The sequence below is a fragment of the Ralstonia sp. OTU4908 genome (genome assembly GCF_038440115.1).
Taxonomy (GTDB): Bacteria; Pseudomonadota; Gammaproteobacteria; order Burkholderiales; family Burkholderiaceae; genus Ralstonia; species Ralstonia pickettii.
Genome location: NZ_JASATD010000016.1, coordinates 15,782 through 28,639, shown reverse-complemented (window position 1 = coordinate 28,639; position 12,858 = coordinate 15,782). Strand labels below are relative to the sequence as shown.

The following is a 12,858-nucleotide window of genomic DNA, read 5'->3' as shown; positions in this document are numbered from 1 at the left end:
ACGATGACCACTCTTACGCCCGAAAGCGCAGTCCGCAAACGCCGTGTCGCACTGATCGCACACGACCACAAAAAAGATGACATGGTCGCTTTCGCCCAAACGCACCAGGCCTTCCTGTCGCAATGCGACTTGCTGGCGACCGGCACCACCGGCGGCCGCCTGGAGAAGGAAGTCGGCCTGACCGTGCAGCGCATGCTGTCCGGCCCGTGGGGCGGCGACTTGCAGATTGGCGCGCAGTTGGCCGAAGGCCGTGTCGACGCCGTCATCTTCCTGCGCGACCCGATGACGCCGCAGCCGCACGAACCCGACATCAACGCGCTGGTCCGCGCCTGCGACGTCCACAACATTCCCTGCGCCACCAACCTGGCCACCGCCGACCTGGTGATGTCGGCCCTGCAACGGGTGGCGCCTGATCCGAAGGAGATCCACGCATGACACAAGCGAAAGCCATCCGCATCTTCGAGACCGGCGGTCCGGAAGTGATGCAGTACGTCGATGTCGACGTGCCTGCACCCGGCCCCGGCGAGGCCACCATCAAGCAGCACGCCATCGGCCTCAACTACATCGACGTCTATTTCCGCACCGGGCTGTATCCGCAGCCGCTCCCGGGCGGCATCGGCATGGAAGCCTCCGGGGTGGTGGAAGCGGTGGGTGAGGGCGTGACGCATGTCAAGCCCGGCGACCGCGTGGCCTATGCCGGCCGCCCCACTGGCGCTTACGCTGCGGTGCGCACGATGCCGGCCGACATTCTCGTGCGGCTGCCGGATGCGATCGACTTTGAAACCGGCGCCGCGATGATGCTGCAGGGCATGACTGCGCAGTACCTGCTTCGCGACAGCTACCGCGTGCAGCCCGGCGATACGGTGCTGTTTCACGCAGCCGCTGGTGGTGTCGGGCTGATTGCGTGCCAGTGGCTCAAGGCGCTCGGCGCCACGGTGATCGGCACCGTCGGCAGCGATGCCAAGGCCGAACTTGCCCGTGCGCACGGCTGCGATCACACCATCGTCTACACGCGTGAGAACTTCACCGAACGCGTGCGCGAAATCACGGGCGGCAAGGGCGTGCCCGTGGTCTACGACGGCATTGGCAAAGACACGTTCACGGGCTCGCTGGATTGCCTCGCGCCGCGCGGGATGATGGTCACGTACGGCAACGCATCGGGCCCGGTGCCGCCGGTCGACCTCAGCGTGCTGAGCGCAAAGGGCTCGCTCAAGATCACGCGCCCGACGCTGATGACCTACACGGCGCGGCGCGAGCTGCTGGAACCGATGGCAGCAGAGTTGTTTGATGTGGCGAGCAGCGGCAAGGTGAAGATCGAGATTCACCAGCGCTACGATCTGCAGAACGCGGCGCAGGCGCACCGCGATCTGGAAGCGCGCAAGACGACCGGTTCGACGATCCTCTTGCCGTAAGTTGAGACGTTACCGCCCGGCGGGATTCACACGCCGGGCGGCCGCAAAGCGCGCATCTTCGCGCACGCGCTCAGGCAGACCGCGCAGCAGCATGTGCAGCGCAAACGGCACCAGCACGATATCGTCCACCCAGCCGATCACCGGGATGACATCCGGAATCAGGTCGATCGGCGATACCACATAGCCAACCAGCAGCAGCGCAGCCGGTGCGAGCCACCACGGCTTGTCCGGATGGCGCAATGCAAACCACAGCAGGCGCACATCGTTGCGCACCACGCTCCACAGGCGGATGAGTCGTCCGAACATCGTGGGCTCCTTGATGAAAAGCCGGCGTCACATGAGAGCGTTTGACCGACGAACCATCGTATCAGCTTGGGGAAATGGCCCGGTTTTCAAGATGAAAACCCATCGTCCATGAAAAAAAGCCGGCCCTCGCGCGAGGTGCCGGCTTTTGCCGAGACGGGTACGACTTAGCCCGGAATCTTGCCTTCCACGCCCTCGACGTAGAACTTGATGCCGTGCAGGAAGCCATCGTCGGCGACCTTGTCGGCGGGCAGGACTTCCTTGCCGGTGTTGTCCTTGAGCGGACCCTTCCAGATCGGTGCGGAGCCGTCGATGATGCCCTTCTTGCGGGTCTCGACGAGCGTCTTCACGTCTTCCGGCACCACGGCGTTGTAGGCGCCCAGGTCGATGGCGCCTTCCTTCAGGCCCCACCACACGGTTTCCGGCTTCCACTTGTTTTCGAGCACGTCGCCGACGACCTTGGTGTAGTACACGCCCCACTTGTTCATCGAGGCGGCCAAGTGGGCCTTCTCGCCGAACTTGGTCATGTCGCTGTCCCAGCCGATGGCGTAGACGCTTTTTTCCTGGGCCGTCTGCACGACGGCGGCAGAGTCGGTGTTCTGCATCAGCACGTCGACGCCCTGGCCGATGAGCGTGGTGGCCGCTTCGCGCTCCTTGCCCGGGTCGAACCACTTGTTGACCCACACCACGCGGGTGGTGGCCTTCGGGTTGACGCTGCGCGCGCCCAGCGTGAACGAATCGATGTTGCGGATCACTTCGGGGATGGGCACCGAACCCACCACGCCCAGTTTGCCCGACTTGCTCATCTTGCCGGCCACCACGCCTGCCAGATATGCGCCTTCATACGTGCGAACGTCGTACTGGCCGAGGTTGTCAGCAGTCTTGAAACCCGTGGCGTGCTCGAACTTCACGTCCGGGAATTCCTTGGCAACCTTGAGCATCGATTCCATGAAACCGAAGCTCGTACCGAAGATGACCTTGTTGCCTTGCGTGGCGAGGTCGCGGAACACGCGTTCGGCATCCGCGGCGCTTTCGGGCACGCTTTCGACGAAGCTGGTCTTCACCTTGTCGCCGAACTTGGCTTCGACTTCCTTGCGGCCGTCATCGTGGGCGTGGGTCCAGCCTGCGTCGCCCACGGGGCCCACGTAGACGAAGGCGATCTTCAGCGGCTCATTGGCCGGAGCCGGTGCGGCTGCGGCTGGGGCCGAGGACGCGGCCGGCGCGGCGTTGCCGCCAGCGTTGTCGTTGGACTTGCCGCAACCCCAGAGGGTCAGGGCAGCGCCGGCGGCCAGAGCGGCCAGCGTGATCCTGCGGGTAACGTTCATCGATTTCTCCTGTTGTGTGGCTCGTTGACTGTATTGAAGCTTGAAGCAAAAGACGGGAATGCAGAAGGCTCAGGCCGCAGTTTAGGCAGCCCCCGGGCGGAACGGCTTGCCCAGCGATGCGGGCATGTTCAGACGAATCCAATCCGGATTGCGCGAGATGATGGCGAGCACGACGATGGTTGCGGCAAACGGTGCCATCGACAGAATCTGCGACGGTACCGACACGCCCATCCCTTGCAGGTGAAATTGCAGGATCGTCACGCCGCCAAACAGCAGCGCGCCGAACAGGATGCGCAGCGGGCGCCAGGTGGCGAAGGTGGTCAGGGCCAGGGCAATCCAGCCGCGTCCGGCGACCATGTTTTCGACCCACATTGGCGTGTAGACCAGCGAAAGATATGCGCCGGCCAGCCCGCAGCATGCGCCGCCGAACAACAGCGCGCCAAAGCGGATGGTGCGCACCGGGTAGCCGAGTGCGTGAGCCGATTCCGGCGATTCGCCAATGGCGCGCAGCGTGAGGCCCGCGCGCGTCTTGAACAGAAACCAGGCAATCGCGCCGCACAGCAGCAGGCTGAAATAGACCATCCAGTGGTGCGCAAACAGGGCGGGGCCCACGACCGGAATCGACTCCAGCCCCGGGATGCCGTGCGCCTGCGCCGGCAGCGACATGCCCACAAAGCGCTGCCCCATGAAGGCGGACAGTCCGGTGCCGAAAATCGACAAGGCGAGGCCCGTGGCGACCTGGTTCGTGACGAGCACCAGCGCTAGCCAGGCGAAGAGGGCCGCCATCACCATGCCTGCAATCGCACCGGCAGCAAAGCCAAGCAGCGGAATCTGCGTCTGGTAGCCGACCATGAAACCAACCACGGCGGCCACCAGCATCATGCCTTCCGCGCCGAGGTTGAGCACGCCGGAGCGCTCGTTCATCAAGAGGCCCAAGGCGGCCAGCAACAGCGGGGTGCCGGCGTTGATCGACGCGGCGATCAGGGGGGCGAGACTTTCCATGTGTGCGGCCAGATCAGTGATGCGCGCGCCAGCGCAGGCGGTATTCGATGAGCGTGTCGCAGGCGAGCAGGAAGAACAGCAGCATCCCCTGGAACACTCCGGTAATGGCCGACGGCAGGCCTAGGCGCGATTGCGCAAGCTCGCCACCGATATAGAACAGCGACATCACGATCGCACCCAGCACGGTGCCCACCGGATTCAAGCGCCCGACGAACGCCACGACGATGGCGGCAAAGCCGTAGCCGGGGGAAATGGATGGCAGCAGTTGCCCGATCGGCCCCGTGACCTCAAAGGCGCCGGCAATACCCGCCAGGCCGCCCGACACCAGCAGCGCCGTCCACAGCGCCGCACGCGACGAGAAACCCGCATAGCGCGCGGCCTGTGGAGCGAGGCCACCCACCTGCAACCGATAGCCCGCGAAGCTGCGGAAGACGAACAACGTCATCGCCGCCGTCATCACGAGCATGAACAGGAAGCCGACGTGCAAGCGCGTGCCGGCGACGAGCGTCGGCAGAACGAACGCGCTGTCGAACACGATCGATTGCGGGAAGTTCATGCCGTTCGGGTCCTTCAACGGCCCGTTGACCACGTACAGCAGCAGCAACTGCGCGATGTACGTGAGCATGAGCGAGACGAGGATCTCGTTGGCATGAAAGCGATCGCGCAGCAGCGCCGTGATGGCGGCCCACAGCGCGCCGCCAATGAGCCCGGCAACGATGGCCAGCACCAGTGCAAAGCCCCCGGGGATGGCGGGCGTGGGCGTATCGAAGTAGATGATCGTGGCCGCTGCAAAGATGCCGCCCACGATGAGCTGCCCCTCTGCGCCGATATTCCACACGTTGGCCCGATAGCACACCGACAATCCGAGCGCGCACAGCACCAGCGGCACGGTCTTGAGCAGCACTTCACCAATCGCCCGCTTGCTCACCAGCGGCTCGACCAGAAACACGCGCAGACCGGCCACCGGATCTTTGCCCAGCAGCGCGAACAGCAGCAGGCCAAACACCATCGTCAGCGCCAGGGCGATCAGCGGCGAGGCATAGGCCATGGTGCGCGACGGGATCGCGCGCAGCTCCAGCGAGATCGGCAGCGCCAGGCGGCTGCCATGCATGACGTCAGCCATGGGCCACCTCCGAGCTTGCCGCGGTTGAAACCGGGGCCTTGTCCCACATGCCGCTCATCCACAGGCCGATCTGTTCGCGGTCGGTGGCGTGCGTGGGCGTGGAGGGGGAGAGGCGCCCGTTGGCGATCACGTGCAGGCGATCGCACAGCGCAAAGAGTTCGTCGAGTTCTTCCGACACGATCAGGATGGCGCAGCCCCCTGCCTTGAGCGCGAGGATTTCGTTGTGGATCTGCGCCGCCGCACCCACGTCGACGCCCCAGGTGGGTTGCGCGACGATGAGCACGCGCGGCGCGCATTCGATTTCGCGGCCGACGATGAATTTCTGCAGGTTGCCGCCCGACAGGCTCTTGGCCAACGCGTCAGGGCCGCCAGCCTTCACGCCAAACCGGCTGATGATGGCGGTAGCCAGCTTGGCGGCGGCTTTCTTGTCGATGAGCCCCCCACGCACCTGTGGCGCACGTTGATGCGTCAACAGCGTATTAGCGGCCAGCGACAGCGACGGCACGGCACCGCGCCCCAGGCGCTCTTCCGGCACGAACGACAGCCCGCGCTTGCGGCGCGCACGCGGGTCCAGCTTGGCGACAGGCTCGTTGCCGATGCTGATGGTCTGTGCCGACGCGCGGGTGTCTTCGCCGGACAGGGCTGCCAGCAGTTCCTGCTGCCCGTTGCCCGATACGCCTGCAATGCCGACGATCTCGCCGCTGCGCAACTGCAGGGCGATGTCACGCAGCTCCGTCGCAAAGGCGTGGGCCTTGGGCAGCGACAGGCCGGCCACCTCCATGCGCACCTCGCCGGGTGTGGTCTGGGGGCGCAATTCGCGCGGAGGCTCGCCGCCGATCATCATGCGCGACAGCGACGCCGCCGTTTCCTGGCGCGGGTCGCACACGCCCGTGACCTTGCCCGTGCGCATCACCGTGGCGGTGTGGCACAGGGCCTGGATCTCATCGAGCTTGTGGCTGATGTAGAGGATGCTCGTGCCTTCTGCCGCCAACTGGCGCAGCGTCACGAACAGCTTTTCGACGGCCTGCGGCGTCAGCACCGAGGTCGGCTCGTCAAGGATCAGCAGACGCGGCTTGGTGAGCAGCGCGCGGACGATTTCCACGCGCTGGCGCTCGCCCACCGACAGGGTATGCACATGGCGATGCGGCTCCAGCGGCAGGCCATACCTCTCGCCCGTGCTGCGCACCTGATCAGCCACGTCGCGCAGATCGGTGCCGGCGGGCAGGCCGAGCAGGATGTTCTCCGCCACCGTCAACGTGTCGAACAGCGAGAAGTGCTGGAACACCATGGCGATACCTAACGATCGCGCCTGGTGCGGGTTGGCAATCTCGACCCGTTGGCCGTCGAGCTTCATCTCGCCGGCGTCAGGCTGCACGGCGCCGAAGATGATCTTCATCAGCGTCGACTTGCCGGCGCCGTTTTCGCCGAGCACGGCGTGGATCTCGCCCGGCGCGACCGTGAGGCTCACGCCGTCGTTGGCGACCACGCTCGGGTAGCGCTTGGTCATGCCCGTCAGGGACAGGCGTGGTGGGAGTGGTGTCACAACAGGTTGGCTCGTGGTTTCCGTGCCGCTCACCGTGCGGCGTGCGCATCGGAGGCGGTCTCTTTTTGGGTGTTGACGACACTTCACAGCAGCAACGCCGACGCAGATTCGCGCCGACGCATCGCAGCAATCATCATGTTTGCGTGATGCTCGCCATCAACCACAAATTATATCGCCCGGCACCGCACCGGACGGCGATTTCGGCCCGCTCGCGACTGCCTCGTACGGGGGGTGGCGGAGTGCAAATCCCGTGCCGGGCCATTCAGGGCCATTTCCAGCGTTCAGCTTGTCATGTTGATGTATGCAGGTTGCGCGTGCAGCCCTCGGGTGGGGCGCGCAGGCTGTCTTGCACCTGGCCGGTGCGCGCGCGTGGCGCGTCGCTTTGCGCTAAAGTTCTCGGTTTGCTCCGGCGGCGGCCTCCCGTCCGCCGCGTCCCGCTTCTGCCTTCATGACTTCTCCCGCTCCTGCACGATCCCGCATGCCCGGCCCCATTCCCGGCTGGCTCCTGCTGCTTGGCGCGCTGACGGCCATCGGCCCGCTGTCGGTCGACATGTACCTGCCCAGCCTGCCAACCATTGCGCGCGATCTGAATACATCGTCGGCTGCGGCGGGGCTCACACTGACTGTCTTCCTGATCAGCCTGGCGATTGGCCAACTGATCTATGGCCCGGCGAGCGACCGTTTTGGCCGCAAGCCGCCGCTCTACATCGGTCTGGCGATGTACGTGGCTGCATCCATTGGCTGCGCGTTCGCCAAAGACGCCTCGATGCTTGCCGTCCTGCGCGGCGTGCAGGGATTTGGCGGTTGCGCCGGCATGGTGATCGCGCGCGCAGCGGTGCGTGATCGCATGGACCCGGCCGGCGCCGCACAGGCGTATTCGACGCTGATGCTGGTCATGGGTGTGGCGCCCATCCTCGCGCCGATGATTGGCGGCGCGGTGCTGCAGTTCACAACGTGGCGGGTCATCTTTGCCCTGCTGACGGCATTTGGCGTGCTTTCGCTGGTGGCCGTGCATTACCTGATGCGCGAGTCGCTGGCGCCCGAGCAGGCGCGCAGGTTGGCGGTCGGCCACGTGCTGCGCGACTACTGGGAACTCCTGCGCGATCACCATTACGCCGCCTATATGTGGTGCGGCGCGGTCTTCCTGTCGGGCATGTTTGCGTACATCACCGTGTCGTCGTTCGTGCTGATCGACGGTTATGGGCTGACGCCGTCGCACTACGCGTGGGTGTTCGGCAGCAACGCGGCTGGGATGATCGCGGCCTCGCGCGTGAATGTGCGGCTGGTGCGCAAGTATTCTCCGGCGCGCGTGCTACGGCGGGCGCTGTGGGTGCCGGCCATCACCAGCGTATTGGCCGCTGCGGCTGCCGCGGCTGGCTTTACGCCGCTGCCGCTCGTGCTGGCCGCGTTGTTCTGCTACATCGCGTCGATCGGTTGTATCTCGCCCAACACCGGCGCCTTGGCAATGGCGGGGCAGGGCGCGCGCGCGGGCACGGGCTCGGCGCTCATGGGCGCGATGCAATTCGGCCTTGGCATGGTGACCGGTACGGTAGTCGCGGCCATCGGCCAGACCGCGTTGCCGCTGCTGGGCATGATGGCTGTGTGTGCCACCGTCGCGCTCCTTCTGGGCCTGCGCATCACGCGCGAAGAGCCCGCCGCCTGACCCTCATTTCCGGGCTCGATTTACGCCTCTTGTTCTAGGAGGCGTCTTCATCCCTTCATATGACTTTGGCATAACATGCCTGTCACGCTGATCGTGTTCGGCACCTATGATGAGTGCAGCCGGACAGCACCCGGCCGCGACTTGGCCCTGAGTGACTAAGGGTTACTTCTTATACAGAATTTATCGACAATTTATTAACGTATCGCTTTCGTTGTCAAACGCGCGTCGTTTTGCCGGGATCTTTCCGCCAACGGCCCACACGAGACGGGGGTTAAGTTGCAGTGCACGATTCACCGGCTGGGCGAACTGGCGCTGTTGTGCGAAGTGCCGCCACCGGCCACCCTGAATTGCCAGCAGCGTATCTGGGCCATGGCCTCGCGCGCGTCCAATTGGGCGGGCGTGGTCGACGTGGTGCCCGGCATGAACAACCTCACGCTCGTGTTCGGTCCACTGGCCGATGCGCAGCGACTGACCACGCAGCTGCGCGAAGCCTGGGAAGAAAGCCAGGCGCTGGTGGCCGACGGCAAACTCGTCGACATCGAAGTCGCCTATGGCGGTGACGAAGGTCCCGACCTGCGCGAAGTCGCCAAGCACACCGGCCTGAGCACGGCCGAAGTCGTGCGCCGCCACACCGCACCCGAATACATCGTCTATTTCCTGGGTTTCCAGCCGGGCTTTGCCTACATGGGCGGGCTCGACAAGTCGCTCGCCACGCCGCGTCGCGCCGAGCCGCGCATGGCCGTGCCGGCCGGTTCGGTCGGCATCGGCGGCGAGCAGACCGGCATCTATCCGGCCGCATCCCCCGGCGGTTGGCAGTTGCTCGGCCGCACAGACGCCGCGCTCTTCATGCCGCAGCGCAATCCCCCCACGCTGCTCTCGCCTGGAGACCGCATCCGCTTTGTTGCCTCGAGGGTGCGCGCATGACGAAACCCCAACCCATGATCGAAATCGTGCGGGCCGGCGTGCTGGCGTCCGTGCAGGACCTGGGCCGCACCGGCTATCGCCGTTTTGGCGTGTGCACGTCGGGCGCGCTGGATCCGCTGTCGCTGTATGTGGGCAACCGCCTGGTCGGCAACCGCAGCGACGCGGCGGGCATCGAATTCACGCTGGGCAACGCCACGCTGCGCTTCCACGCCAATGGCCTGATCGCGCTGACGGGCGCCGATTGCCGCGCCACGCTCGATGGCGCACCGGTGCATGCGTGGCGCGCCATCCCTGTGCAACGCGGGCAGATGCTGACCTTGCGGGTGGCGCAGGGCGGCGTGCGTGCGTATTTGTGCGTGGCCGGCGGCATCGACGTGCCCGAGATGATGGGCTCGCGCAGCACTGATCTGAAGGCCGGCTTTGGCGGTTTCGAAGGGCGCCCGCTGAAGGATGGCGACAGGCTGCCCGTGCTGCCTGCCGACACAACGTACGCCCCCGACATCAGCGGCGATACCGTTGCCGTAAAGGCCGCCCGCTGGACGTTCGACCGCGCGCAGAAGGACACGCCTGTCATGCGCGTGCTGCCCGGTCCTGAATACGACGATTTCGTTGCCGATGCGCAAGCCGCATTCTGGGAATCCGACTGGACGCTCACCCCCAACAGCAACCGCATGGGTTTTCGCCTGCAGGGGCCGGAACTCAAGCGCAAGAAGCAGCGCAGCGGCGATCTGCTCTCGCATGGCGTGGTGCCGGGCGTGATCCAGGTGCCGCCATCGGGCCAGCCCATCGTGTTGATGGCCGATGCACAAACCACCGGTGGCTATCCGAAGATCGGCTCCGTCATCCTGGCTGACCAATGGCGCCTGGCGCAGATTCCGCTCGGCACACGCGTGCGCTTCGAGCGTGTGACGCTGGAAGAGGCCGAAGCCGCCCGTGCCGACGTGGCACGGTATCTGCAGCAAATCGAAACCGCGCTGGATTGGCAGCGCCAAGGCATTCTGTCGAGCGCGCATCGCACCGCCAAGACGCGACTGAATGCCTGATGCACCGGAAGACAACATCATGACTGCAATTGATCTGAACGCCGACCTCGGCGAAGGCTGCGATACCGACGAGGCGCTGCTCGCCCTGGTGAGTTCCGCCAACATCGCGTGCGGCTGGCACGCCGGCGACGTCAATACGATGCGCCAGACCGTGGGCTGGGCGCTGCGCCAGGGCGTGTCGATCGGCGCGCATCCGAGCTTCCCCGATCGCGAAAACTTCGGCCGCACTGAAATGCATCTGCCGCCCGACGAAATCTACGCGGGCGTGCTGTTCCAGATTGGTGGGCTGTCAGCCATCGTGCGGGCGCAGGGCGGCAGGTTGGCCCACGTGAAGGCGCACGGCGCGCTATACAACCAGGCTTCGCGTGACCGGCCTCTGGCCGTCGCCATCGTGCGGGCGATTCGCGATTTCGATCCGTCGTTGGTGGTGTTTGGCCTGGCGGGCGGTGAGCTGGTCAAGGCTGCACGTGAACTCGGCCTGAAGGCCAAGGAAGAGGTGTTTGCCGATCGCGGATACAACGCGGACGGCTCGCTCGTCAAACGCGGTACGCCGGGCGCCCTGATCGACAGCGAAGATGCCGCGCTGGACCAGACGCTGACGATGGTGCGCGAGCAGCGCGTGAAGGCCATCGACGGCACGTGGGTTCCGATCCGCGCGGAAACGGTTTGTCTGCACGGCGACGGCGCGCATGCGCTGGCGTTCGCGCGACGCATTCGGGAACGGCTTGGCAGCGAAGGCATCGCTGTTCGCGCCGGCGCCTGAGCCACGGCCCCGTCCTTCCAGCGGGGCTTTTTATCAACTTGGGGGGAAGCACCACATGGGTACGGCAGTGAATCTATGGCCGCTGATCGGGGTGGTCGTCATCATCGCGGGGTTCATCCTGCGATTCAATCCGATGCTGGTGGTGGCCGTGGCCGCCATCGCCACCGGCTTTGCGGCATCGATGTCCATCGAGCAGATCCTGACGGCGATCGGGACGGGCATCATCAAGACGCGGACGTTGCCGCTGATCATCCTGCTGCCGCTGGCGGTGGTGGGTCTGCTCGAGCGGCACGGCTTGCGTGAACACGCGCAGAACTGGATCTCGCGCATCCAATCGGCCACGGTTGGCCGCCTGCTGATCGTCTACCTCGCCGTGCGCGAGTTGACGGCGGCTGCCGGTCTGACGAGCCTCGGCGGTCATCCGCAGATGGTGCGTCCGCTGCTGGCCCCGATGGCCGAAGGCGCCGCCGAAAACCGTTTCGGCAAGCTGCCGGCGCCGGTGCGCGAACGCCTGCTGGCGTTCTGTGCCGCTACCGACAACGTCGGCCTGTTCTTCGGCGAAGACATCTTCGTGGCCTTCGGCGCCATCGCGCTGATGCACACGTTCCTGCTCGGCTCGGGCATCGACGTGGAACCGCTGCACATTGCGGTGTGGGGCATCCCGACGGCGGTCTGCGCGTTCCTGATCCACTCGGTGCGCCTCAAGCGCCTGGACGGCTGGCTTGCCCGTGAAATGGGTGCCTCAGCTAACACCAACGCGGCTGCGGCCAAGCAGGGGTAAGCCATGATTCTGTCGATCAACTATCTGTACTGGCTGGCCGGGATCATCCTGACGATCACCGCGCTGATGACCTTTGCCGACAAGAACCACCCCCGTCGCTGGACCACGGGCCTGTTCTGGGCGATCTTCGCCGTCATCTTCCTCGTTGGCGACAAGCTCCCGCCGATCGTGGTGGGCGTGGGTGCCGTGGTGATGGCACTGCTGGCCGGCACGGGCGGCGTGACGCTGGGCAAGCACGGTGAACTGCCGGCGGAAGAGCGCCGCGCATCCGCCAAGCGCCTGGGTAACCGCTTGTTCATTCCGGCGCTGACCATTCCGCTGGTCACCGTCATCGGCAGCGTGTTCCTGAAAGACGTAAAGATCGGTGGCGACCTGCTGCTCGATCCGAAGAACCAGACCTTTGTCTCGCTGGGCCTGGGCTGCATCATCTCGCTGGCGCTGGCGTGCTGGTTGACGCGTGACACGCCGGTGCAGGCCATGCGTGAGTCGCGTCGGCTGACGGAGTCGCTCGGCTGGGCGCTGGTACTGCCGCAGATGCTGGCCATGCTCGGCCTGGCCTTCGCCGATGCCGGCGTGGGCAAGGCCGTGGCCCACCTGACCACCGCCTACATCAACATGGACTATCGCCTGGTCGCGGTGGTGGTCTATTGCGTGGGCATGGCGTTGTTCACCGTCATCATGGGTAACGGCTTTGCAGCCTTCCCGGTCATGACGGGCGGTGTGGGCGTGCCAATTCTGGTGGGCGTGTTCCATGCCAACCCGGCGGTGATGGCGGCGATCGGCATGTTCTCCGGCTACTGCGGAACGCTCATGACGCCGATGGCGGCGAACTTCAATATCGTGCCGGCTGCGCTGCTGGAGTTGTCCGATAAGAACGCTGTGATCAAAGCGCAAGTCCCGACCGCGCTACTGTTGCTTGCAGCCAATATCGTGCTCTTGTACTTCCTGATGCTCCACTAATCGTGTTTAATGCGTC

General features: G+C 65.3%; 13 protein-coding genes. 8 read left to right on the top strand and 5 right to left on the bottom strand.

What is annotated here, in order from left to right:
- Window positions 1–3 precede the first annotated feature (3 nt).
- Window positions 4–435, top strand: coding sequence for a methylglyoxal synthase (locus AAHM38_RS15245; RefSeq protein WP_012762384.1), 432 nt, complete (start codon window positions 4–6; stop codon window positions 433–435).
- Window positions 432–1,412, top strand: coding sequence for a quinone oxidoreductase family protein (locus AAHM38_RS15240; protein WP_116575348.1), 981 nt, complete (start codon window positions 432–434; stop codon window positions 1,410–1,412). Before AAHM38_RS15245 ends, AAHM38_RS15240 begins: the two co-directional genes overlap by 4 nt.
- A gap of 9 nt (window positions 1,413–1,421) precedes the next feature.
- On the opposite strand, the gene AAHM38_RS15235 is transcribed toward AAHM38_RS15240, so the two are convergent.
- The 5 genes from AAHM38_RS15235 to AAHM38_RS15215 all read right to left on the bottom strand — a co-directional run bounded on the left by AAHM38_RS15235 (window position 1,422) and on the right by AAHM38_RS15215 (window position 6,672).
- Window positions 1,422–1,718, bottom strand: a complete 297-nt coding sequence (locus AAHM38_RS15235) for a YkvA family protein (protein ID WP_116575347.1) — start codon at window positions 1,716–1,718, stop codon at window positions 1,422–1,424.
- 164 nt (window positions 1,719–1,882) lie between these two features.
- On the bottom strand, window positions 1,883–3,040 hold the full coding sequence (locus AAHM38_RS15230) for a BMP family ABC transporter substrate-binding protein (RefSeq protein ID WP_116575346.1): 1,158 nt from the start codon (window positions 3,038–3,040) through the stop codon (window positions 1,883–1,885).
- 81 nt (window positions 3,041–3,121) lie between these two features.
- Complete coding sequence (locus tag AAHM38_RS15225; RefSeq protein WP_037028457.1) at window positions 3,122–4,042, bottom strand: ABC transporter permease; 921 nt, start codon at window positions 4,040–4,042, stop codon at window positions 3,122–3,124.
- 13 nt (window positions 4,043–4,055) lie between these two features.
- On the bottom strand, window positions 4,056–5,165 hold the full coding sequence (locus tag AAHM38_RS15220; RefSeq protein WP_037028458.1) for an ABC transporter permease: 1,110 nt from the start codon (window positions 5,163–5,165) through the stop codon (window positions 4,056–4,058).
- Window positions 5,158–6,672, bottom strand: coding sequence for an ABC transporter ATP-binding protein (locus AAHM38_RS15215; RefSeq protein ID WP_116575345.1), 1,515 nt, complete (start codon window positions 6,670–6,672; stop codon window positions 5,158–5,160). The genes AAHM38_RS15220 and AAHM38_RS15215 overlap by 8 nt, the downstream gene beginning before the upstream one ends.
- Window positions 6,673–7,186: 514 nt before the next feature.
- On the opposite strand from AAHM38_RS15215, the gene AAHM38_RS15210 reads away from it, so the two are divergent.
- The 6 genes from AAHM38_RS15210 (at window position 7,187) to AAHM38_RS15185 (ending at window position 12,842) form a co-directional block, all read left to right on the top strand.
- A complete protein-coding gene (locus tag AAHM38_RS15210) occupies window positions 7,187–8,371 on the top strand; it encodes a multidrug effflux MFS transporter (protein WP_116575344.1) in 1,185 nt (394 codons plus the stop codon).
- A gap of 276 nt (window positions 8,372–8,647) precedes the next feature.
- Entirely contained in the window at window positions 8,648–9,295 is a 648-nt protein-coding gene (gene pxpB / locus AAHM38_RS15205) for a 5-oxoprolinase subunit PxpB (protein WP_012762376.1), read from the top strand.
- Window positions 9,292–10,338, top strand: a complete 1,047-nt coding sequence (locus AAHM38_RS15200; protein WP_116575343.1) for a 5-oxoprolinase subunit C family protein — start codon at window positions 9,292–9,294, stop codon at window positions 10,336–10,338. Before pxpB ends, AAHM38_RS15200 begins: the two co-directional genes overlap by 4 nt.
- A gap of 19 nt (window positions 10,339–10,357) precedes the next feature.
- Entirely contained in the window at window positions 10,358–11,101 is a 744-nt protein-coding gene (gene pxpA, locus AAHM38_RS15195; RefSeq protein ID WP_037028832.1) for a 5-oxoprolinase subunit PxpA, read from the top strand.
- A gap of 55 nt (window positions 11,102–11,156) precedes the next feature.
- On the top strand, window positions 11,157–11,882 hold the full coding sequence (locus tag AAHM38_RS15190; RefSeq protein ID WP_012762373.1) for a DUF969 domain-containing protein: 726 nt from the start codon (window positions 11,157–11,159) through the stop codon (window positions 11,880–11,882).
- A gap of 3 nt (window positions 11,883–11,885) precedes the next feature.
- A complete protein-coding gene (locus AAHM38_RS15185; protein WP_116575342.1) occupies window positions 11,886–12,842 on the top strand; it encodes a DUF979 domain-containing protein in 957 nt (318 codons plus the stop codon).
- Window positions 12,843–12,858: the final 16 nt, after the last annotated feature.

Coding starts and splice junctions, on each gene's coding strand:
- AAHM38_RS15245 (WP_012762384.1), top strand. CDS start 4: ATGACCACTCTTACGCCCGAAAGCGCAGTCCGCAAACGCCGTGTCGCA.
- AAHM38_RS15240 (WP_116575348.1), top strand. CDS start 432: ATGACACAAGCGAAAGCCATCCGCATCTTCGAGACCGGCGGTCCGGAA.
- AAHM38_RS15235 (WP_116575347.1), bottom strand. CDS start 1,718: ATGTTCGGACGACTCATCCGCCTGTGGAGCGTGGTGCGCAACGATGTG.
- AAHM38_RS15230 (WP_116575346.1), bottom strand. CDS start 3,040: ATGAACGTTACCCGCAGGATCACGCTGGCCGCTCTGGCCGCCGGCGCT.
- AAHM38_RS15225 (WP_037028457.1), bottom strand. CDS start 4,042: ATGGAAAGTCTCGCCCCCCTGATCGCCGCGTCGATCAACGCCGGCACC.
- AAHM38_RS15220 (WP_037028458.1), bottom strand. CDS start 5,165: ATGGCTGACGTCATGCATGGCAGCCGCCTGGCGCTGCCGATCTCGCTG.
- AAHM38_RS15215 (WP_116575345.1), bottom strand. CDS start 6,672: ATGACCAAGCGCTACCCGAGCGTGGTCGCCAACGACGGCGTGAGCCTC.
- AAHM38_RS15210 (WP_116575344.1), top strand. CDS start 7,187: ATGCCCGGCCCCATTCCCGGCTGGCTCCTGCTGCTTGGCGCGCTGACG.
- AAHM38_RS15200 (WP_116575343.1), top strand. CDS start 9,292: ATGACGAAACCCCAACCCATGATCGAAATCGTGCGGGCCGGCGTGCTG.
- pxpA (WP_037028832.1), top strand. CDS start 10,358: ATGACTGCAATTGATCTGAACGCCGACCTCGGCGAAGGCTGCGATACC.
- AAHM38_RS15190 (WP_012762373.1), top strand. CDS start 11,157: ATGGGTACGGCAGTGAATCTATGGCCGCTGATCGGGGTGGTCGTCATC.
- AAHM38_RS15185 (WP_116575342.1), top strand. CDS start 11,886: ATGATTCTGTCGATCAACTATCTGTACTGGCTGGCCGGGATCATCCTG.